The 21,562-nt window shown below is 47.6% G+C and carries 18 protein-coding genes and 1 pseudogene; 11 read left to right on the top strand and 8 right to left on the bottom strand.

Features of this window, described 5'->3' with window-relative positions; all coding sequences use genetic code 11:
* The first annotated feature begins 17 nt into the window (after window positions 1–17).
* The 3 genes from MJO57_RS32595 (at window position 18) to mnmG (ending at window position 6,258) form a co-directional block, all read left to right on the top strand.
* Window positions 18–1,562 carry an F-box/WD40 repeat-containing protein gene (locus tag MJO57_RS32595; RefSeq protein WP_252021867.1) on the top strand — a complete coding sequence of 515 codons (1,545 nt, stop codon included), beginning with the start codon at window positions 18–20 and terminating at the stop codon, window positions 1,560–1,562.
* A gap of 513 nt (window positions 1,563–2,075) precedes the next feature.
* Window positions 2,076–3,653, top strand: coding sequence for an F-box/WD40 repeat-containing protein (locus MJO57_RS32590; RefSeq protein WP_252021865.1), 1,578 nt, complete (start codon window positions 2,076–2,078; stop codon window positions 3,651–3,653).
* Between the two features lie 724 nt (window positions 3,654–4,377).
* On the top strand, window positions 4,378–6,258 hold the full coding sequence (gene mnmG / locus MJO57_RS32585) for a tRNA uridine-5-carboxymethylaminomethyl(34) synthesis enzyme MnmG (RefSeq protein ID WP_252021863.1): 1,881 nt from the start codon (window positions 4,378–4,380) through the stop codon (window positions 6,256–6,258).
* A gap of 55 nt (window positions 6,259–6,313) precedes the next feature.
* Here the strand turns inward: mnmG and MJO57_RS32580 are convergent, their stop codons facing one another.
* From MJO57_RS32580 to MJO57_RS32565, 4 genes are all read right to left on the bottom strand, one after another.
* Window positions 6,314–6,607 carry a helix-turn-helix transcriptional regulator gene (locus MJO57_RS32580; RefSeq protein ID WP_252021861.1) on the bottom strand — a complete coding sequence of 98 codons (294 nt, stop codon included), beginning with the start codon at window positions 6,605–6,607 and terminating at the stop codon, window positions 6,314–6,316.
* 113 nt (window positions 6,608–6,720) lie between these two features.
* Window positions 6,721–7,311 (bottom strand): YhgN family NAAT transporter, encoded by a 591-nt coding sequence (locus tag MJO57_RS32575; RefSeq protein ID WP_252021860.1) that lies wholly within the window; start codon window positions 7,309–7,311, stop codon window positions 6,721–6,723.
* Between the two features lie 94 nt (window positions 7,312–7,405).
* On the bottom strand, window positions 7,406–7,636 hold the full coding sequence (locus MJO57_RS32570) for a hypothetical protein (RefSeq protein ID WP_252021857.1): 231 nt from the start codon (window positions 7,634–7,636) through the stop codon (window positions 7,406–7,408).
* A 193-nt stretch (window positions 7,637–7,829) separates the two neighbouring features.
* On the bottom strand, window positions 7,830–8,366 hold the full coding sequence (locus MJO57_RS32565) for a gamma carbonic anhydrase family protein (RefSeq protein ID WP_252021855.1): 537 nt from the start codon (window positions 8,364–8,366) through the stop codon (window positions 7,830–7,832).
* A 147-nt stretch (window positions 8,367–8,513) separates the two neighbouring features.
* Between MJO57_RS32565 and prlC the strand changes: the two genes are divergently transcribed.
* From prlC to MJO57_RS32550, 3 genes are all read left to right on the top strand, one after another.
* Entirely contained in the window at window positions 8,514–10,547 is a 2,034-nt protein-coding gene (prlC, locus tag MJO57_RS32560; protein WP_252021853.1) for an oligopeptidase A, read from the top strand.
* 104 nt (window positions 10,548–10,651) lie between these two features.
* Window positions 10,652–10,906 carry a YheV family putative zinc ribbon protein gene (locus MJO57_RS32555; protein ID WP_252021851.1) on the top strand — a complete coding sequence of 85 codons (255 nt, stop codon included), beginning with the start codon at window positions 10,652–10,654 and terminating at the stop codon, window positions 10,904–10,906.
* 435 nt (window positions 10,907–11,341) lie between these two features.
* A complete protein-coding gene (locus MJO57_RS32550) occupies window positions 11,342–11,881 on the top strand; it encodes a hypothetical protein (protein ID WP_252021849.1) in 540 nt (179 codons plus the stop codon).
* 30 nt (window positions 11,882–11,911) lie between these two features.
* On the opposite strand, the gene MJO57_RS32545 is transcribed toward MJO57_RS32550, so the two are convergent.
* Window positions 11,912–12,559 (bottom strand): hypothetical protein, encoded by a 648-nt coding sequence (locus MJO57_RS32545; protein WP_252021848.1) that lies wholly within the window; start codon window positions 12,557–12,559, stop codon window positions 11,912–11,914.
* Window positions 12,560–13,146: 587 nt separating this feature from the next.
* Here MJO57_RS32545 and MJO57_RS32540 point away from each other — a divergent pair.
* Window positions 13,147–14,180, top strand: a pseudogene (locus tag MJO57_RS32540) (transposase).
* Between the two features lie 496 nt (window positions 14,181–14,676).
* On the opposite strand, the gene MJO57_RS32535 reads toward MJO57_RS32540, so the two are convergent.
* Together MJO57_RS32535 and MJO57_RS32530 are read right to left on the bottom strand one after the other, a co-directional pair.
* Window positions 14,677–15,675: a transposase gene (locus tag MJO57_RS32535; RefSeq protein WP_252021846.1), complete on the bottom strand. Its 999-nt coding sequence runs from the start codon at window positions 15,673–15,675 to the stop codon at window positions 14,677–14,679.
* Window positions 15,676–15,867: 192 nt separating this feature from the next.
* On the bottom strand, window positions 15,868–16,236 hold the full coding sequence (locus MJO57_RS32530; RefSeq protein WP_252021845.1) for a hypothetical protein: 369 nt from the start codon (window positions 16,234–16,236) through the stop codon (window positions 15,868–15,870).
* A gap of 732 nt (window positions 16,237–16,968) precedes the next feature.
* Here MJO57_RS32530 and coxB point away from each other — a divergent pair.
* From coxB to MJO57_RS32510, 4 genes are all read left to right on the top strand, one after another.
* A complete protein-coding gene (coxB, locus tag MJO57_RS32525) occupies window positions 16,969–18,150 on the top strand; it encodes a cytochrome c oxidase subunit II (RefSeq protein WP_371924938.1) in 1,182 nt (393 codons plus the stop codon).
* Between the two features lie 11 nt (window positions 18,151–18,161).
* Window positions 18,162–19,757, top strand: a complete 1,596-nt coding sequence (gene ctaD / locus MJO57_RS32520; RefSeq protein WP_252021843.1) for a cytochrome c oxidase subunit I — start codon at window positions 18,162–18,164, stop codon at window positions 19,755–19,757.
* 15 nt (window positions 19,758–19,772) lie between these two features.
* The gene (locus MJO57_RS32515; protein ID WP_252021842.1) at window positions 19,773–20,339 is read left to right on the top strand and encodes a cytochrome c oxidase assembly protein; all 567 of its coding nucleotides are present in this window, start codon (window positions 19,773–19,775) and stop codon (window positions 20,337–20,339) included.
* A 94-nt stretch (window positions 20,340–20,433) separates the two neighbouring features.
* Window positions 20,434–21,324, top strand: a complete 891-nt coding sequence (locus MJO57_RS32510; RefSeq protein WP_252021841.1) for a cytochrome c oxidase subunit 3 — start codon at window positions 20,434–20,436, stop codon at window positions 21,322–21,324.
* A gap of 10 nt (window positions 21,325–21,334) precedes the next feature.
* Here the strand turns inward: MJO57_RS32510 and MJO57_RS32505 are convergent, their stop codons facing one another.
* Window positions 21,335–21,550, bottom strand: a complete 216-nt coding sequence (locus tag MJO57_RS32505; RefSeq protein WP_252021840.1) for a DUF2909 domain-containing protein — start codon at window positions 21,548–21,550, stop codon at window positions 21,335–21,337.
* Between the last annotated feature and the right edge of the window lie 12 nt (window positions 21,551–21,562).

Below are 21,562 nucleotides of genomic sequence, written 5' to 3'. Positions count from 1 at the left end.
AGATAAGATTGCTAATTATGATTGATAAGATTGCTAATAATACTACCGTTTCCACTCACTACCACAGGGTAACTAACCCGTCTGACGACCCACCAGGAAAAAAAACGCCGGTGGGGGTTTCAGTTGTTCCCATGGAAGATGTGTCACCTTTACTCGCATTGCCCAATGAGCTTCTGGTTAACATTGCTAAAAAACTGTCTTTTACTGATTTGGGCAGCCTGGCTCTAACAAGCAAACGACTTAAACTTATTTCACTTTTTATCACCGAAGGACGGCTGAAAACTCTCTCCGCTCGATATTATGGCTCTGCCTCGAAAGAATATAGAAAAATAATTGAAAACAGAGATATACCCGCAGTTCCTGGCAATGAAATTAATGACCCTTTATTACGGCTTGCTTATCATCGATACGTAAGTAATGAATACCTGACGTCTCTGGGTATTACCGTGAAAACCCCTGTGCTGACCCCGAAAGGCTTGGTGAACTCATTAGTGTCATTTTTTGATCCCCGGAAAATCCTTGTGCTGACCCTGAAGAACGGCTTGCTGCAATCATTAACGCCACTGCCCGATGGACGGCTGGTTTGTTGCTATTTTGACAGGATTGAGGTGTGGGACCTGAACAAGCCTGGCGGGCAGCAATGCGTGCTGACGTTGATTGGACATACTGACAGGTTGAACACAGTCAGGTTATTGCCCGATGGGCGTCTGGTTTCCTGCTCTCGTGACCATACCTTAAAAGTATGGGACCTGAGCAAACCCAACGGGCAGCAATGCGTTGCGACGCTGAGCGGGCATACCAACGGGGTCACGTCTGTCACGGTATTGCCTGATGGGCGGCTGGTTTCCTGTTCTTATGACTACACCATAAAGGTGTGGGATCTGAGCAAACCCGATGGAGAACAATGCGTGGCAACGCTCATTGGGCATACCGCGTTTATTAGCGAAGTCAAGGCATTGCCTGATGGGCAGCTGGTTTCCTGCTCTGCGGACCGTACCTTAAAAGTATGGGATCTGAGCAAGCCCAACGGGCAGCAATGCATGATGACGCTGATTGGGCATAAGCACTGGGTCAATTCTGTCACGGTATTGCCTGATGGGCGTCTGATTTCCTGCTCTGCGGACCGTACCTTAAAAGTATGGGATCTGAGCAAGCCCACCGGGCAGCAATGCATGATGACGCTGATTGGGCATACCCACCAGGTCAATTCTGTCACGGTATTGCCTGATGGGCGGCTGGTTTCCAGTTCTTATGACTACACCATAAAGGTGTGGGATCTGAGCAAGCCCGACGGAGAGCAATGCGTGGTGACTCTTGAGGGGCATACTGGCGAGGTGAACTGTGTTTCAATATTGCCCGATGGGCGGCTGGTTTCCTGCTCTTTTGACGGAACCATAAATGTGTGGGACCTGAGCAAGCCCGACGGGCAGGAATGCGTGGTGTCACTGCATGGGCATTCCCGGAACGTGAAGCTTGTCATGCTATTGCCCGATAGCCGGCTGGTCTCCTGCTCTGATGACGGGACCATAAAAGTGTGGGATCTGAGTAAACTTGTCGGGTAACCTCATTAACGACAATGGCCGATAGGCTTCTTGCCCTCCCCTCTTAAAAAAAGTATCTGCACGTCTTCTGTTGTTTAAAGTACCGCATCATCCATCAGATAACGATTAACCAGGACTTATCACTTGCATCTCAAATGCTGGCTGATGACCTTTTTGACATTTTTAGTTTCGACTCTGTTCCCATGAACGGAATGCTGGTTGAATCCGCGTTCAGTACCTTACATGCAGTTTTAAGACATTCACTGCCTTGACAGCATGCACATAATAGACCTCACTTCCCCTCAGTTTAAAAATAACCCAAAGCTCTGTTAAGTGCTCTGTCGTTTATATGTTCGGCTTTATACCCGGCCGGGCAGCATCCCCTGTTCTTATGGAGCATTGCTTTTAGCCGGGTTAGGAGGTCTATATTGCTTTGCTCTTATTCGGGGCAGAGTGATGTAACCGGAATTCAGGCAGACTAATTATTTCATGTTCAGGAAAGAGCCGTAGAGCTATTTACTGGTCAGAGATAGTATGAATGATAAGATCGCTAATAATGTTACTGCGTCCGCTTACCACCATAGGGTAACTAATCCGCCTGACAACCCGACAGGAAAAAAAACGGCAGTGGGTGTTTCGGTTGTTCCCCCGAAAGATCTGTCAACTTTGCTGTCATTGCCCAATGAACTTCTGGTTAAGATTGCTAACGACCTGTCTTTCACTGATTTGAGAAGCCTGGCTCTAACAAGTAAGCGACTTATTACACTTTTCAACACCGAAGAGCGGCTGAAAACGCTCTCCGTTCGATATTATGGCTCTGCCTCGAAAGAATATAGAAAAAAAATTGAACACAGAGATATACCCGCGGTTCCTGGCAATGAAATTAATGACCCTTTATTACGGCTTGCTTATCATCGATACGTAAGCAATAAATACCTGACATCGTTGGGGAGTCATACCGGGCAAACCTGCGTGGAAACGCTAAATGGGCATGTTACCGAGGTGAACTCAATCACCCCATTGCCGGATGGGCGGCTGGTTTCCCGGGCCACTGGTGACTCTTTGTGGGTGTGGGACCTGAGCAAGCCTGCCGGTCAGCGATGTGTGGCAACGCTGAATGGGCATAACGACTGGATTGTCTCAGTCAAGGCATTGGCCAATGGCCGGCTGGTTTCCTGCGGTATAGACAAGACCGTGAGGGTGTGGGATCTGAGCAAGCCCGGTGGGCAGCAATGTGTGATGACGCTGAATGGGCATACTCACTGGGTTCACTCAGTCATAGCATTGGCCGATGGGCGGTTGGTTTCCTTTTCTGCAGACCAGACCGTAAAGGTTTGGGATCTAAGCAAGCCCTGCGGGCAGCGATGCGTGGCGACGCTGAATGGGCATGCCGATTGTGTGAACTTTGTTGTGCCATTGCCCGATGGTCGGCTGGTTTCCTGCTCTGATGACAACACCATAAAAGTGTGGGATTTAAGTAAGCCCGACGGGCTGCAATGCCTGGTGACGTTGAATGGGCATACGGATTCTGTGAACTCACTCACGGTATTGGCTGACGGACAGCTGGCTTCCTGCTCTGCTGACAAGACCTTAAAAGTATGGGATTTGAGCAGGCCCGACGGGGAGCAATGCATGGTGACCCTATATGGGCACACTGGTGAGGTATACGATGTTACACAATTACCCAATGGTCAGCTGGTTTCCTGTTCTGTTGATGAAACCTTAAAAGTGTGGGACTTGAGCAAGCCCGATGGGCAGCAATGCGTAGCCACTCTGAACGGGCATATTTGCTGGGGAAAATTTATCACGGTATTGGCCGATGGTCGGCTGGCTTCATGCTGTGATGACAAGACCATAAAGGTGTGGGATCTGAGCAGGCCCGACGGGCAGCATTGCGTGGCAACACTGAGTGGGCATACCGATTGGGTGAACTTTGTTACGCAATTGCCCGATGGACGGCTGGCTTCCTGCTCTGCTGACAAGACCATAAAGGTGTGGGATCTGGGCAAGCCCGATAAAGTGAACTCAGTCACAACTTCAGTCACGACCATGGTCGATGGGCGGCAGACTTCCTGCTCTCCCCCTCTTAAAAGAAGAAAAATCGTTGCTTAATAATGCAAGGGCTTTTGGTTGAATCAAATCGGCGATTGCTTTTAATAAAGCCAACCACAGTCACTTCGGCCCAAATGTTTCTATGAATTCACTATCGCTTCATTCCATTGTGGATAAGTTCAATTACCATAAAGCCTTTGAATGCGTTGTAGCCCAGATAACAAAAGGCTCTCAGGCAAGTAAACAGAAAATTATGAAAATGTGCACATATACACAGACAAGCTATTAACAAGGCAGGGGATAACCTTTCTATAATATTCTTTTGTGGATAAAGTCTTTTTTTTCCACAGCTTTATGACAGGTTACCTAAACCTTGCCACCAAAAATGCAACAGGGTTATTAAAATTACAATTCATTGAAAATAAAAGGTTTTATCGACTTATTCACACATTTTATCAACACCAATATTAATAAATAAAATAAAAAACACTAAAAAACAGCTATTCGCTGTTATTACTGTTATCTACACGAAAAAACAGCACCACCTTCACAAGAAAGTATGAGTTTCTGAAGGGTACCTACCAACTGTGGGTAAAATTACGTGTCTTGTTGCCGCTCACGCCTATTACGAAGGTTCCGTTATTGGACCAGCATTGTGAAATTTACGAATCACGCTTATACAATTCCGGTAAAATGCGGAGTCACGACTGGGTCACAGCACCATCTAACCGGTGTATAATTCTCAGCCTTATCTTCTCTTGATGACAGGTGACAGACGTTGGCAGTGGATTTCCCAAAACAATTTGATGTGATTGTGATCGGTGGTGGTCATGCCGGTACGGAGGCCGCCCTGGCTTCAGCGCGTATGGGCGTTAAAACGCTGTTGTTGACCCATAACATCGAAACTCTGGGGATGATGTCCTGTAATCCGGCCATTGGCGGGATTGGTAAAAGTCATCTGGTCAAAGAAGTGGACGCCCTTGGCGGAGCCATGGCAAAAGCGACAGACCTTGCCGGTATCCAGTTCCGGATTCTGAATGCCAGAAAAGGCCCTGCGGTAAGGGCGACACGGGCACAGGCCGATCGGGCACTCTATAAAGCAGCCATTCGTTCAATTCTGGAAAACCAAGAGAACCTGTGGATATTCCAGCAGGCGGCGGATGACCTGGTGGTTGATGAGAACTCCAGTCAGGTTCGGGGTGTCGTGACCAGCATGGGTGTTCGTTTTCTTGCCCCGAATGTTGTGTTGACTGCTGGTACATTCCTTGGTGGTCGAATTCATATTGGCCTGGAAAACCACAGCGGTGGCCGGGCCGGTGATCCTCCATCTATTGCTCTGGCGAGCAGACTGAGAGAGCTACCCCTGGATGTTCAGCGTCTGAAAACCGGTACACCTGCCCGTATTGATGCCCGAAGTGTGGATTTTTCTGTGATGGAAGCTCAGCCCGGGGATTCACCGATGCCGGTGATGTCTTACCTTGGAACGGTAGAACAGCATCCCGAGCAGGTGTCCTGTTATATCACCCATACCAATGAGCATACTCACGAGATTATTCGGGGTGGGCTGGATCGTTCACCCATGTTTACCGGGGTTATTGAAGGGATAGGTCCAAGATATTGTCCATCCATTGAGGATAAGATCACCCGGTTTGCCGATAAGACCTCCCATCAGGTCTTTCTGGAGCCGGAAGGGTTATCCACCCATGAGCTGTATCCCAATGGCATCTCGACCAGCTTGCCCTTTGATGTGCAGATCAACCTGATTCACTCGATTCGTGGCCTGGAAAATGCACATATTACCCGTCCCGGTTATGCCATCGAGTACGATTACTTTGATCCAAGAGGGTTGAAGTACTCTCTGGAAACCAAAGCGATCGGTGGCTTGTTCTTTGCCGGCCAAATCAACGGTACCACCGGGTATGAAGAAGCTGCCGCACAGGGACTGCTGGCGGGTATGAATGCGGCGCTCAGAGCGCAGGAGAAAGAGTCCTGGTGTCCACGTCGTGATGAAGCCTATATCGGTGTGCTGGTGGATGACCTGATTACCAATGGCACCAGCGAGCCCTACCGCATGTTTACCAGCCGGGCAGAATACCGGTTAATCCTTAGGGAAGATAACGCCGATCTGCGTTTAACAGAGAAAGGAAGATCGCTCGGTCTGGTGGATGATGAACGCTGGACAGCATTCAGCGACAAGAAAGCACGCATTGAGAAGGAATCTGAACGCCTCAGAGCGACGTTTATCCATCCGGGCAGTCATGCTGCCATGACACTTGAAACCAGGCTCAGAAGGCCGATAAGCCGGGAATACAGCCTCCTGGAACTTCTGCGTCGTCCGGAACTGACCTATCGAGATGTGGCTGGATTGGTGGGAGATGCTGAAACCCATGATCAGGTAGCGGAACAGGTTGAGATTCAGACCAAATATCAGGGATATATTGATCGTCAGACCGACGAGATAGATCGCATGCGGCGCTATGAGAATACCCGTATACCTGAATCGCTTGATTACACCTTGATTGAAGGTTTGTCGAACGAGCTGAAACAAAAGCTGAGTGATGCCCGACCCGGGACTCTTGGCCGTGCTTCCCGTATTCAGGGCATGACGCCTGCTGCCGTGTCTCTGCTGCTGGTTTACATGAAAAAGCGCTCTATGGCTGCCTGATCAGTACGTCACCGGTTCCCGGGATATCAGGAGCCGGTGACCTTAACCTCCCTGATTAAGTTCGCTCATCCACACAACACTCCTCGCTGAGAAATTCCATAACCTTATTGAACGTATCAAACTGGGCAATGCAGTACAGTGTCCTGCCATCCCGCTTCTGTTGAACCAGTCCCACCGAAACCAGTGCTGAAATATGGTGAGAAAGCGTTGAGCCGGGAATTTCCAGCTCCTTTTGCAAGGTTCCGACAGGCAAACCATGATGGCCAGACCTGACAAGACGTTTGTAAATTCCCAGTCGTGAAGGGTGACCCAGCTCTTTCAGAGCCTTGGCACAATTGTCTAGATCCATGGTAGATAACTTATGCGGTAAATAGTTCGATGATAGTGGAAATATGGTGGGTTTGTACAGCAACTGCGCCCGGTTAATTGATTGTTTTCAAGGAGGTTGTCAGTAAGTGTTTACTAAGCTGAATAGTGAGCAATACCATCCATAAACATCTGCACCGAGAGCATCACCAGGATCATCCCCATCAACCGCTCAATGGCAAATATGCCCCGACTACCCAGTAATTTCATAATTTTACCAGACATCATCAAAATGGCGGCGCTCAATGCCCAGGAGATAGAAACGGCCATGGCCAGTGGCCACTGATTGCCCGGATGCTGGCTGGAGACCAGCATCAGGGTTGCCAAAATGGATGGGCCAGCAATTAGAGGAATCGCCAGGGGAACAATAAATGGTTCACCGTCTGGCGTACTGCCCATGATGCCGCCACCCCGGTTGGAAGGGAAAATCATACGAATGGCGATGATAAACAGGATAATCGCACCGGCAATACTCACCGATTCCTGCTTCAAATGCAGCGATAACAGCAGATGTTTACCGGCAAAAAGGAAGATCAGAAGAATAATCAGGGCTATCAGCAGTTCTCTGATAAGAACCTTACTACGCCTCTGTTCAGGAACCCCTTTGAGAACTGAGATAAAGACGGGCATGTTGCCCAGAGGATCCATGATCAAAAATAGCAGGATAACGGTTGAATAAATGTCCATGTTTGCAAATGCCAGCTGTGTTTATCAGGGCGCGTCTGTACCATATTCACCAGAGGCATAGATAGGCCTCCGGTGGGGTATTCAGGGCAATTAATCAGCCTATGACACTCTTACTGGCAAGGATATTAAGCAACCGGGAATCTTTGCTCCTGCCATCACCATTGCCGTCAAGATCAATGGTTTGCTGCAACTGGAGATTGGTGTGGTACTCATCGGCGGCCTTCCTGTTTGCCCTTAAATCATCTCGATCTTTGGCCGCATCGGCTAACTCGGCTTGTCTATAAATAGGGTTGTTTTCCTGGCTTACATTGTAAAGTTGGCTCATATAAAATTCCTTCTGTCAGTGGATGAAAACAGTCATAGGTTGTATTGATAATTTCAGATTAGTTACGGCCAGTCTGTGCGTCATTACTACTTAGGTCACAAGGAGGATTAAAAAATGCAGGAGGGAGGTAATTAATATTTTGCTTTTTAAGCAATATTAAGGATTGGCTAAAGGGCTGGAATGAGCCCTTGGTCTAATTTTCGAGATAGTTATTTTTCAGTTTTACATAGTTTCCAGCTGTGTATTTAAAGAAACTACGTTCTTTCTCTGATATTTCCCGGGTTTTTTGGGCGGGATTACCCTTGTAAACAAAGCCACTCTCAAGACGCTTTCCCGGCGGAACCAGGCAGCCTGCTGCGACAATGACCTCCTCCTCCACTACGGCTCCATCGAGAATAATGGCTCCAATACCAATCAGGCAGCGACTATTAATGGTGCAGCCATGCAGAACCGCTTTATGCCCTACCGTCACATCATCACCAATGGTCAATGGATAGCCACTGGGATTGAAATCACTGGCATGGGTAATGTGTAGAACAGAGCCGTCCTGGATGCTCGTTCTGGCACCAATGCAGATTGAGTGCATATCGCCACGAATAACGGCCATTGGCCATACAGAGCTGTCATCCCCGATAGTGACATCGCCCAGCACAACTGCATTTGTATCGATGTAGACCCTTTCTCCAAGAACTGGCATTTTATTATTGAAGCGTTTGATGGCTTGACTCATTGAGCAGGGCTCCTCTGGTGTTTCTGCCATAGTGGATGCAGATAGTGAGTAGTGTGCTGAGAGAATTCTGCTTGAATTCACACGGTGACGCACCCATCTATTACAAATAATTACCATGAAATTTTGAGAGTATTGGGAGCTTGTCCTATGAATAACCCGCTACTGGAACCCAGTGAACTTCCCCCTTTTTCGAAAATTCGTCCTGAACATATAAAACCGGCCATTGAATCCATTATTGCAGATAACGAAAAGGCGGTAGCGACGTTGCTGTCTTCTGGTAAAGGCTCTGATTGGACTTCTTTGCAGGAACCTCTGGATCAGTTGGATGATCGTTTAGGACAGGCCTGGTCACCCGTTGGTCATATGAACGCTGTAGTGAACAGTGAAGCACTAAGGGAGGCCTACAATGGCTGCTTGCCTCTCTTATCTGAATACGCTACACGTCTCGGACAGAATCGCCAGTTGTTTGTGGCTTACCAGTCTCTGGCAGACTCTGAAGCATTTAACCAGCTGGACAGTGCCCAGCAGAAAGTCATTAACGATAATCTCCGGGATTTCCGCTTAGCCGGGGTTGCCCTGGAAGATGATAAGAAAGCCCGTTATGGTGAGATCAAAAAGCAGTTGTCAGAACTGACCAGCAAGTTCTCTGATAACGTTCTGGATGCCACCATGGCCTGGAGCAAGCTGATTACTGATGAAACTGAGCTGACTGGACTCCCCGAGTCGGCACTGGCAGGCGCCAGGCAGCTGGCAGAATCTAAAGAGAAAGAAGGCTGGTTGTTGAATCTGGACTTTCCAAGTTACTTCCCGGTGATGACCTATTGCGATAACAGGGAACTCAGGAAAGAGGTTTACACCGCTTTCTCTACCCGTGCTTCTGACCAGGGACCTAATGCAGGGGAGTTCGATAATACGGAAAATATCCAACAGATTCTTAAACTTCGTCATGAACTGGCCCGACTACTGGGCTTTGAAAATTATGCAGAGTATTCACTGGCCACCAAGATGGCGGAGTCACCGGATAAAGTCATTGAGTTTCTGGAAGACCTGGCAGCAAAAAGCAAGCCCCAGGCGGAAAAAGAGCTGGCTGAACTGAAAGTGTTTGCCAAAGAAGCGTTCGGGGTTGAAGAACTTGAAGCCTGGGACGTTGGCTATTACGGAGAGAAGCTTCGTCAGCAGCGTTATGCCATTTCACAGGAAGAGTTGCGGCCATGGTTTCCGGCAGAGAAAACCATTTCTGGCATGTTTGCAGTGGTGAACAAACTCTATGGCATTGAGTTTCAAACGGTGGATAACGTGGATACCTGGCATAAGGATGTGCGCTTTTTCAACATCACCCGAAAGGGAGAGGTGATTGGTCGCTTCTATCTTGACCTTTATGTCAGGGAGCATAAGCGCGGTGGTGCCTGGATGGATGTCTGTCGCTCACGTTGGAAACGGGATGACAAGTTACAACTGCCGGTCGCTTATCTGACTTGTAACTTCACCCCGCCGGTTGGCGATAAGCCGGCACTGTTGACCCATGACGAAGTGGTGACCCTATTTCATGAGTTTGGTCATGGACTGCACCATATGCTGACCAAAGTGGATTATGCAGCGATTTCGGGGATTGGTGGAGTTGCCTGGGATGCCGTAGAGCTGCCCAGTCAGTTTATGGAGAACTGGTGCTGGGAGAAGGAAGGACTGGCCATTATCTCCGGTCATTTTGAAACAGGAGAGCCTTTGCCGGAAGCGATGCTGGATAAACTGTTAGCGGCGAAAAACTTTCAGTCCGCCATGATGATGGTCAGACAGCTGGAGTTTTCTCTTTTTGACTTCAAATTGCACAAGGGATATCGGGAAAACATCGATGTGCAGTCACTGCTTGATGATGTGCGAAAGCAGGTAGCTGTTGTGATGCCGCCATCTTTCAACCGTTTTCAGAACAGCTTCAGCCATATCTTTGCCGGTGGCTACGCTGCCGGATATTACAGCTACAAATGGGCCGAGGTGTTATCAGCTGATGCGTTTTCACGCTTTGAAGAAGAAGGGATTTTTAACCGGGAAACCGGTGATTCTTTTCTGCATGAGATTCTCGAGCAAGGCGGTTCTGCGGAGCCTATGGAGCTGTTTGTCAACTTCCGCGGCAGAGAGCCAGAGATCGATGCGTTACTGCGGCACAGTGGTATTAAAATGGCTTAGGCTTCATGCCAGTTTCGTGTAAATCATGAACAAATACCCGGCAGACAGTTTGACGGGCTGTTTGCTGCGTATAAGTGTCAGTTTATCAATCTGGGATAAGAGCCATGAAAACCAAGCGTTTTATTGCCGGAGCGGTATGTCCTTCCTGTGGCACAATGGATTCAGTGCGAATGTTCCGCAGTGAGACTGAACGGGATTACCGTGAATGTGTTGAGTGTGGCTTCAGCGATGAGATGGAATTAAGTCCGAGGCTGGAGGGGAGGTTACCAGATGCACGTATTGCCCGGGAAGAGCGTGTTCTGGAAGATCATACTGATATTATTCGATTTGTTGATGGCTCATCGTCAAAAAATCAGTAACGGTGTATTGATCATGGTCTACCTTGCTAACTGGGATTAGTAAATTTCACCACAAATGAAAGCTGTCTGGCAGCAATCAGGGAAACGCTAAATCTATATGTTGGCATCAATACCGGCATCAGTAAGCCCGGCAGAGGCACTATGTTTATCCGCTACCCGATGGTGTTGCAATCTTGAAAAGAAATGCTGCACTTTCAGGGGGCTTCATGTCACAAGGTTAGATAGTTCTCGTCCAAAAACTCTGCAGCCTATGCGTGCCAAGGCTTAGAGGGAAAAAATCAAGTTTTGTTTTGACGCCTTTTTCAACCAGTTTTCGGGGGCTACAGCGGAGTTGATGTGATTTTCCTGTAAATTCAGAGCACGTCAAATCTCTGTAGGCTACGTGGCCCAAGGGCTATAGTTTTTGGATGGGAACTAGATATTTTCAGAAGTTTGATGCTGATAGTAGAACATACCTCGATGGGGGCGGCTGCAGGAGGTGCTTTTGGTGTCGTTGCCGGTGGTCTTGTCGGCGTCATAACAGGCGGTATGGCAGGAGCCTTAGTCGGTATGGCAGGAGGTGCGGCAAGCGCAGTAGTTCTGAATCCGGGTCATGGGGATGTCAGATTAACGCGGGCCCTGGATGGTTTTCTGGGAGGTGCCATTGGCAGTTTCATTGGAGTTGGAGTGAATCATCTTCTGGGAGATAGCCTGGGAATAGGGGTAACTGCAAAAAGTGCAGTGGAAGGCGTTATTGCCGGAGGTTTAGTGGGTTCAACCTTAGGCATGATTTCAGGCATTGCTACTGTAAAAAATAATTTCTTTATCGGGAATAGAGTCGTACAAAGATCAGATCCGATGGTTCAGCTCTCTGCCATTGAAGAGTCTGATCAAATATCAGCACCTTCCAAGGGCAAAACGCCGATTCGCAGTGAATCAGCCCAATCAACAGTGGTCGTTATTGAAAGCGAAAGGTTTGCTGCAGATAACGTGTAGGCACTGCACCATATCATGAACATTCAAAAATCAAGCTGCTGAAGTGAATTTCAGCTCGATACCCAGGTTATTGGACAGGCAGTTCCAGCGAGACCAGATCCTGATCCATTCCTCCGCACTGCGATCCTGGACAAATTCCCTGAATGTCTTCTCATGATAGATGGCCTGGGAACGCATCATCTTATCCACCGTTTCCTCCACATTTTCATCCAGTTGATTGGCAAACTCTTCCCCCAGGATAGAGTGAACAATCAGGTTGGCCCAGGTCATATTCATCGGGATAAGTGTTGATCCTGTTTTTACAAGATATTGGTCGTTTACTTCTTCAATGAGCCGGTGGGCAAAATAGGCTTTATCCAGCAATAAATCGAGCCCGGACACTGGCTGATCTTTGGTTATGGCCATAAAGTTTTCTTCAGCAATATCAAGGAATGGTGAGATAAATCGGTGTATACCGACTTGCCGGGAGGCTTCATTAACCGCTTCCAGAAAGTCCGGGACATGATCAATATAATCCATCGTAAAGATCAGCAATGCCTCACAGGCATGTTCATCAGGCAGCTCAATCGTACGATGTAATTGTTCAATCTGATCGCTAATAAGCTGTTCGAGGTGTCTGTTTTGTGTTTCCAGATTGTTGACCCGAATGATTAAATTTCGAATTGCCTGCACATCCATATTGATCCCCTGTGTTCATCCGTTTACGTCAGCCTGAATGACTGGCAATAAGTAACTAATCATATGAAATAATATATTTCTGACTCCTTGTCCCGGCACTCTCGGCAACTGCTCCTGCGTTGCTCTAGCTCCTGCATCCATGCAGTCGTGCTTCGTTACAACACTCCGGTCACATCGCTACGGCTATGCTCCCTCCGTTGTGCCTCGCATAGTGCCAGCCCAAGTAGCCAGAAATATTCGATTCCATATGGCCAGCTACTTAGCTGCCCGGTAGATGCTTACAGAAACACAGTGTTGTTGGCAAAACAAGAGAAATTGAATATTCAATTTTTATATATTTCAATATTCTTATATATAAAAATAATATATTAAAAGCCTTATAAAATAAGGGTTTTGCCAGGTTTTGGAATCAATTGTGTAGTCAAAAAAATGGCATACAATATATGCCATGCCATCTTTTTTTTGATGCAGTTTGTAGTGAAAATAATCGATCATTTTTGGGGATTTTATTATTGGTAGGACTTACGCATTGACAACAGGCTCTAAAATTTGATAATGCCAAAAAACAGATGTCTTCAGGGATGAAAGTGAGAACTACCACTCGACCGACCACTGCACGATGCACTCTTGCAAAATACATTGGCTTTTTGATTAGTGAGCCAAAATCATCAACATGCACAAGACTGGCCGAGGTTACCGACTTTTCTCACGATAGCGCAAACCGCTTTCTTAAGCGTGAAAACTATCAGCCCAAAGATATGTACGATGAAGCAGTCAAAAGTTTAAACCCTATTGGCGGCACCCTGAGCGTTGATGACAGCGTGCTCGACAAACCTTATAGCTACTCCGTGGCACTGGTTGGCCACTTTTGGTCGGGTAAACATCACCGAGTGGTTAAGGGAGTTAACCTCATCACCCTTTATTACACCGACGTATCCGGGCGCCATATGCCGGTGAATTACAGGATATACGACAAATCGGAAGACAAGACAAAAAACGACTATTCCGTGAAATGTTGATTGAAGTGCTGGTATGGGGGCTGAAGCCAGCGTTCGTTACCGGTGACTCCTGGTACAGCTGCACGACTAACCTGAAGACGATTAAAAACCATCAGACTGGGTTTATGTTTGCCGTTGAGAAAAACAGGACAGTATCACTGGAAAAAGGTAAATGGCAGCAGGTTCAACACCTCGACATCCCCGACAATGGTCTGGATGTATGGCTCAAAGACTTCGGTAAGATCCGGTTGTTCAGGACGATGCTAAAAGACCAGCGTCGCCACTACGTGGTTTACTTGCCAGAGGAAGTCCCTTTTGAACGCAATGACTTCAAGCAGATCCATGACCAGCACTGGCAGATCGAACAGTTTCACAGGGCGATCAAGCAGGTTTGCCATATTGAGCACTTTCAGGTTCGCAGCGAACGACCCGTCAGAAACCATATATTTGCTGCAATTTTAGCTTTTGTTTATCTCCAGAAAATGCAGATAGAGCAGGAGTTTACGAATATTTATCAGCACCAACGGGGGCTGTTTAAAGAGACAATAGGCGCTTTCATTGAGAGTTTTGCAAAGGGGAAGGATCACCTCCTACCAAAATTTATCGGTGTCATCAATGCGTAAGTCCTAATTGGAAATTGCACAAGAAAGCAGTGAGTGGAAATCATACTCGCATGGCGCATTGAATCAGAACCATGCTTACAGCATCCCCCGTTAACTAGTTCTCGTCCAAAAACTCTGCAGCCTATGCGTGCCAAGGCTTAGAGGGAAAAAATCAAGTTTTGTTTTGACGCCTTTTTCAACCAGTTTTCGGGGGCTACAGCGGAGTTGATGTGATTTTCCTGTAAATTCAGAGCACGTCAAATCTCTGTAGGCTACGTGGCCCAAGGGCTATAGTTTTTGGATGGGAACTAACTAGTTCTCGTCCAAAAACGCATCAGGCAATCATAATTAGATTGTACGTTCGTTTTTATATTTCCTGAAATTCCAGAGAGCCGCAAAAACTCTTCCCTTTTTTTCTCTAATCTGGGACGGATATTGGAGAAAAACGCGAAAAGCAGGCAGAAAACATCCTCCCACCATGCTGGAAAGGTACTTTCATGTAGCGTGGAGGTGGCTATCAGGATGGTGCCGGGTGTCTGGCCAGAATCACCAGGTTGTAACAGACCACCGATAACCAGCAATGAGAATCAAAACGCTCAGAACCCTTGCAGTGGCAACGTGATAGCCCAAAACATCTCTTTAGCCACGAAATTCCCGCTTCAATACCTGCCCGGAAGCGAAAGAGCGTTTTATACACATACTGACTTTTAGTCATCTCTTCGACTTCAAGTCCGCGCTTCTTATTAAAAGCTACATCGCTGATTCCCATGGCCTTGGCTTTTTCCAAATTAGCGCGACACGCGTATCCGCCGTCACCGCTTGTCTGGCGAGGTACACGACCATAAATTTCTTTTTGTCTTTCCATCATCGGAATGAATTGGTCCGAATCCGCTGGGTTACCTTCCTCAATAACCAGGTCCAGGATCAATCGACTTTTTCCCTGAACCAGGTTCAGTTTATGGCCATACTGTACTTGCCGCCTGTCTTTTACGATGATATCCGTATGGGGTTCATACAGGCTAACCACTTTTTCCTGGGCTGGCACCTTTTCACCCTTAAAGACCCTGCGCTCTGTCTGGGAGACTATTGCATCCACCAGGGGTAACAGGTGATCCACATCGGCCTGCCACTTGTCGGCATCATCAGCCAGGAGACACTGCCCCTGCTGACGGGCGTTTGCTAGCGTGACAGTAGCTTCGATAAGTACCTTCCGGGATTTTCGGGTCAACTGCAGCAGGTTTTTATAATGCTGATGCCGCTCTTCTTTGCCAGCGTAGATGCATTTTCTGGCCGCATCTTTTACGGCTCGGTTGTGATGGGTATATTCATAAAGCGGTGTCGCTGTCAGTGTTTGTCCCCGTTCCAGCAGCCGACAAATTTCTTTAACGGAACTGGCTAAAAGATCACTGTCGCAAGGAGGTTTGATATCCGATTCGGTGACTGTGCTGTCAATAGCCACAGTGCGCCCTTTTTCAATACCCTGATCTTTAGCGGTCATTAGCTGGTTCCCATCCAAAAACTATAGCCCTTGGGCCACGTAGCCTACAGAGATTTGACGTGCTCTGAATTTACAGGAAAATCACATCAACTCCGCTGTAGCCCCCGAAAACTGGTTGAAAAAGGCGTCAAAACAAAACTTGATTTTTTCCCTCTAAGCCTTGGCACGCATAGGCTGCAGAGTTTTTGGACGAGAACTAGCTGACAGTTATTAATCCGTTCCCATGTAGATGCAGTAAGAAGGCTGATGAGCCCATGCAAACTGGAGCGACTGTGGGCGCTGGTTTGGTTCGAGGCGACAAAAGTCTCGAAAGAGCATGGAGTCCATCAAAACAAACGACAAGTAGTCATAATCACAATTCAAATACTGTTTCAGGAGTGCCGCACGAAGAACGGATTCTGCTGATAGTCCGTTCCGCCCAGTGTTCTGTTTATCACCAGAACTTAAGTCCTCATAAATCCAGTCATTGAACTGTGGATGGGCGTCAAGCCATTGCGAGATACCGGAAAGCTGGGAGCAGATTTCATGAGGTACGTAATGGAGTTCCATACTACACTGCGGGTTGCGTTTTTTGCGCATTTGGAGTCCTCTGTTTTTGGCAATCCCTTATGTTTCTTGCTCTTGGGAAGTTTAGTCGCCAGATAGCAGTAGGGCTCCACTTAATTTTTCAGGATAAAATCTACAGTTTTCAATTGGTTGTGTTTTTGGACGAGAACTAACTAAGATTGGAATTGATTTCTTAAAGATTCGGTACACAAGTACATATAATACATAAACAGAATATCTCAAGTAAAAATATCTATTAATTACAGGTTGTTATGGTTTATAAGAATAATTAGGTTAACAGTCCAATAAACGACATTTATAGTATTTAAAAATTGGAGATTTCATTTTTTTTCAGCATGTTGTTTAATGGTTCTCTGGAACTATACTCTATGGATGATTATTGTCAGACTCAGAGTGTTCTGCTTGGAATGTTTTACCATAGTACTTCTATGGTGTGAGGTGTTGGATTTGTAGTTATGTGTATATCAGACCAGATTAAAAAGCAATATCACCTCAACCCGGTAAATCCATGTGTGGCTTACCTGCGTAAATAACCATAAATGGGCTTTATCACGGGGTTGGAATGATGAATGTTTGTGAATATACAAGACCATTGGACAGGTCAGTATTGTGACGCATTCAGCCGGGTTTTTAGCCCTGTTGTCAGTCGCACCTCTGAGATGTAAAGCAGTACAACACGTCTGCACAATAATAATAAGAAGTTTCCGCAGCGATCAGCGGATAGTCAGGGGATGTAAGGGAATGATGCAGCAGGTGAAATCTCTTTTTCTTCTTGCGGGACTGGCTCTAACGGGTAGTAGCCGTGCTGCATGGGAAGTCAACATGACCGAGGGTGTGACGGCGGTCAGCCGTAATATCTACGGGCTTCATATGACCATACTGATGATCTGTGTCGTGATCGGCCTGATTGTCTTTGGTGTCATGTTTTATTCTATTTTCAAGCACCGTAAATCAAAAGGTGCTGTCGCCCACCAGTTTCATGAAAGTACACTGGTTGAGATTGTATGGACATCCATTCCGTTTCTGATTCTGGTGTTGATGGCCATACCCGCAACCAAAACACTGGTGGAAATCTACAATACTGACGAGGCTGATATCGACATCAAAATTACTGGCTATCAATGGAAGTGGCAGTATGAGTATGTTGGCGAAGATGTCTCTTTTTTCAGTAACCTCAGCACGCCTCAAGAACAGATCCTCAATGCCAGGGACAAGAACCCCAATTATCTTCTGGAAGTGGATGAACCGTTGGTGGTTCCTGTTGGTAAAAAGGTTCGCTTCCTGGTGACCGCTGCTGACGTTATTCACTCCTGGTGGGTACCTGCCCTGGCGGTAAAGCGCGATGCCATTCCCGGATTTATTAACGAAGCCTGGACCAACATAGACGTACCCGGTACCTACCGTGGGCAATGTGCCGAACTCTGTGGTAAGAATCATGCCTATATGCCCATTGTTGTTGAGGCCAAGTCACAGGAAGACTATGACGCCTGGCTACAGGCAAAAAAAGACGAAGCGGTAAAAGCGCGCGAACTGACCGACAAGTCATGGACCATGGCTGAGTTAATGGTCAGAGGTGAGCAAACCTACAACAAGGTTTGTGCAGTATGCCACCAGCCCAATGGTACTGGCATGCCACCAATCTTCCCGGCACTGAAAGGCAGCCCGATGGCGACAGAGGCGGATCAGATCGGGGCCCATGTTGACATCGTTATGAACGGTAAGAAAGGTTCTGCCATGCAGGCCTTTGCCGGGCAGTTGAGTGAGGTGGACCTTGCTGCAGTGATTACTTTTGAACGCAATGCCTGGGGCAATGACACTGGCGAAATGGTAACCCCTAAAGAGATCGTGGATTACAAGGAAACTGGAAAGTATGTAAAAGACCAGGCCAAGCAGGCCATGCCCGATAACCAACAGGCGAGCCTGTAAGGAGAGTAGCTATGACTTCGGTAACTGATACAGCTTCATCACATGTGAATGATGATCACCATCATGGGCCTGCCAAAGGACTGATGCGCTGGGTTCTGACCACCAACCATAAAGACATTGGGACCATGTACCTGTGGTTCAGCTTCATTATGTTTCTGACCGGTGGTGCCATGGCTATGATCATCCGGGCTGAGCTGTTCCAGCCCGGACTCCAGATTGTTGAGCCGGCTTTTTTCAACCAGATGACCACGATGCATGGTTTGATTATGGTGTTTGGTGCCGTTATGCCGGCTTTTGTCGGATTGGCGAACTGGATGATTCCCATGATGATCGGGGCGCCGGATATGGCCATGCCCCGGATGAACAACTGGAGCTTCTGGATTCTGCCCTTCGCCGCAGTGATGCTGGTGAGCACGTTGTTTATGGAAGGTGGCGGGCCTAACTTCGGCTGGACTTTCTATGCACCACTATCAACAGACTATTCACCGCCTTCAACGACATTTTTCATCTTTGCGATCCACATGCTTGGGATTTCTTCCATCATGGGGGCAATTAATATCATCGCAACCATCCTGAACCTCAGGGCTCCCGGGATGACCATGATGAAAATGCCCATGTTCGTCTGGACCTGGCTGATTACTGCTTATCTGCTGATTGCGGTAATGCCGGTGCTGGCGGGTGCAGTAACCATGATGTTGATGGACATCCATTTTGGTACCAGTTTTTTTAATGCCGGTGGTGGTGGTGATCCGGTACTGTTCCAGCATATTTTCTGGTTCTTCGGGCATCCGGAAGTTTACATCATGATTCTTCCCTCTTTCGGGATTGTCTCAGCCATTATTCCGGCATTCGCCCGCAAGCACCTGTTTGGTTATACCTCTATGGTATACGCCACCGCCAGTATCGCATTTCTGTCGTTTATTGTCTGGGCGCATCATATGTTCACCGTTGGTATCCCCCTGATTGGTGAACTGTTCTTTATGTACGCCACCATGCTGATTGCGGTACCGACCGGAGTGAAGGTCTTTAACTGGGTGACCACCATGTTCCGTGGCTCCATGACCTTTGAAACCCCAATGCTGTTCTCCACTGCGTTTGTGGTGCTCTTTACCATTGGTGGTTTCTCTGGGCTGATGCTGTCTATTGCCCCTGCTGATTTCCAATATCACGATACCTATTTCGTGGTAGCTCATTTCCATTATGTGCTGGTGCCGGGGGCCATCTTTGCGATCTTTGCTGCCTGCTACTACTGGTTGCCCAAGTGGACTGGCCATATGTATGACGAGACGTTGGCTAAAGTGCATTTCTGGATGTCATTTATCGGGATGAACCTGACGTTCTTCCCAATGCACTTTGTCGGACTGGCTGGCATGCCACGAAGAATCCCTGATTACGCGCTGCAGTTTGCCAACTTCAATGAAATTTCCAGTGTGGGTGGTTTCCTGTTTGGTACTACTCAGCTGCTCTTCCTCTTTATCGTGATTAAGTGCATCAGGGGCGGAAAGAAAGCCGAAGCCAAGCCCTGGGAAGGGGCTGAAGGGTTGGAGTGGAGCGTGCCATCTCCTGCGCCCTATCACACCTTCACTACGCCACCGGATGTGAACTGAACAGCAGGAGTCCGTATGAGCGAACAGGAGAGAGAAGATAAACCAGAGGCCATTGAACGTTCGACCCGTCGGACTGTCATTCGCTCAATACTCGTCGCCTGTGGCATGTTCGCTTTTGGTTTTGCCATGGTGCCACTGTACAACGTGTTCTGCCAGGTGACGGGTCTTAACGGTAAGACGGATCCTGACCCCTATTTGTACAAGGCTGCTGAGGCCAAAGTGGATACCAGTCGTGAAATAAAGGTACAGTTTGTGGCCACAAAGAATGCGGGTATGAGCTGGGGCTTCTTTCCCAGCACTCCGCAGGTAACGGTTCATCCCGGTGAGCCGGGATTACTCAACTTCGTTGCAAAAAACCCCACGGATAAAAAAATGGTGGGTCAGGCAATCCCCAGTGTGACACCGTTTGAGGCGACTAACTTTCTTCATAAGGTTGAGTGTTTTTGTTTTACTACCCAGACATTGGAGGCTGGGGAAGAAAAGGTCATGCCACTGCGGATTATCGTCGATCAGGAACTGCCAAAGCATATAAAAAAGCTAACGCTATCTTATACGTTGTTTGATGTAACGCATATGAACTGACTTATTTGAACTGAATTGTTTGAACCATTTTTTTGAGGATTGCTCGGGAGAATAGGTGTACTCCCTGTCAGATCAGGAGAGGTGAAAAAGCATTATGGCTACCGAAGGTACCTACTACGTTCCGGCCCAGAGCAAATGGCCAATTATTGCATCTATTGGGCTTTTTCTGACCCTTCTTGGGGCCGGCATGATGATGAACGACATGTCTGCCGGTGTTAAGGATTCTAGTTCACACTATGTGTTCTACGCCGGTGGATTGATTATGGCCTGGATGCTGTTTGGCTGGTTCGGCAATGTTATCCAGGAGTCCCGTGCCGGGCTTTACAGTGCCCAAATGGATCGGACATTCCGCTGGGGAATGTTCTGGTTTATTTTTTCAGAAGTCATGTTCTTCGCCGCACTGTTTGGAACTCTTTTCTATGTTCGGGTTCTGGCCGTCCCCTGGTTGGCCGGTGAGGGAGAAGGGGCTATGACCCATGAGATGCTCTGGCCCGATTTTATTGCGGACTGGCCACTGATGGTGAATCCGGACAACGCTCTTTTTGTAGGGGCTGCGGATGTAGTTGACCCTTTCCACCTGCCCCTGTTGAACACGCTTTTGCTGGTTGCTTCCAGTATCACACTGACACTGGCACATCATGCACTGCGAGCTAACGATCGCTACAAGATAAAACTGTGGTTGATCATGACGCTGATTCTTGGTACTGCATTCTTGTTTTTCCAGGTTGAAGAGTATATTGAAGCGTATAACGAATTGGGTTTGACCCTCAGCGCTGGCATTTATGGCTCAACCTTCTTCCTGTTAACCGGTTTTCACGGTGCTCATGTAACTCTGGGAGCCATTATGCTGGCCGTGATGCTGGTGCGCGTCTATCAGGGGCATTTTGAAGCGGATAACCATTTTGCCTTTGAAGCAGCTAGCTGGTACTGGCATTTCGTAGACGTGGTCTGGGTCGGACTGTTTATATTCGTTTATCTGATTTAACGATTAATCATTATCGATATAACCAGGGCGCCTGGCTGTGGATATCTCCATGAAGCCAGGCTGCAACAATAATCACCATAATCAAGACGGTCAGTCCGATACGCACTTTCAGGGAATTCAGTAGTTTTGGCGAACTCTTTTTCTCGGTCAGCAAAAAATAAAAGCCGGTACCCAGACTAATAACCACGGCGAAGAAAAGAATAATAACGACGAGTTTTATCCACATATTCCTGGCTCA

Source organism: Endozoicomonas sp. SCSIO W0465 (genome assembly GCF_023716865.1).
In the GTDB taxonomy this organism is placed as follows: domain Bacteria; phylum Pseudomonadota; class Gammaproteobacteria; order Pseudomonadales; family Endozoicomonadaceae; genus Endozoicomonas.
Note: the sequence above shows the minus strand (reverse complement) of the source record. Positions and strands in the feature narration are given on the sequence as shown.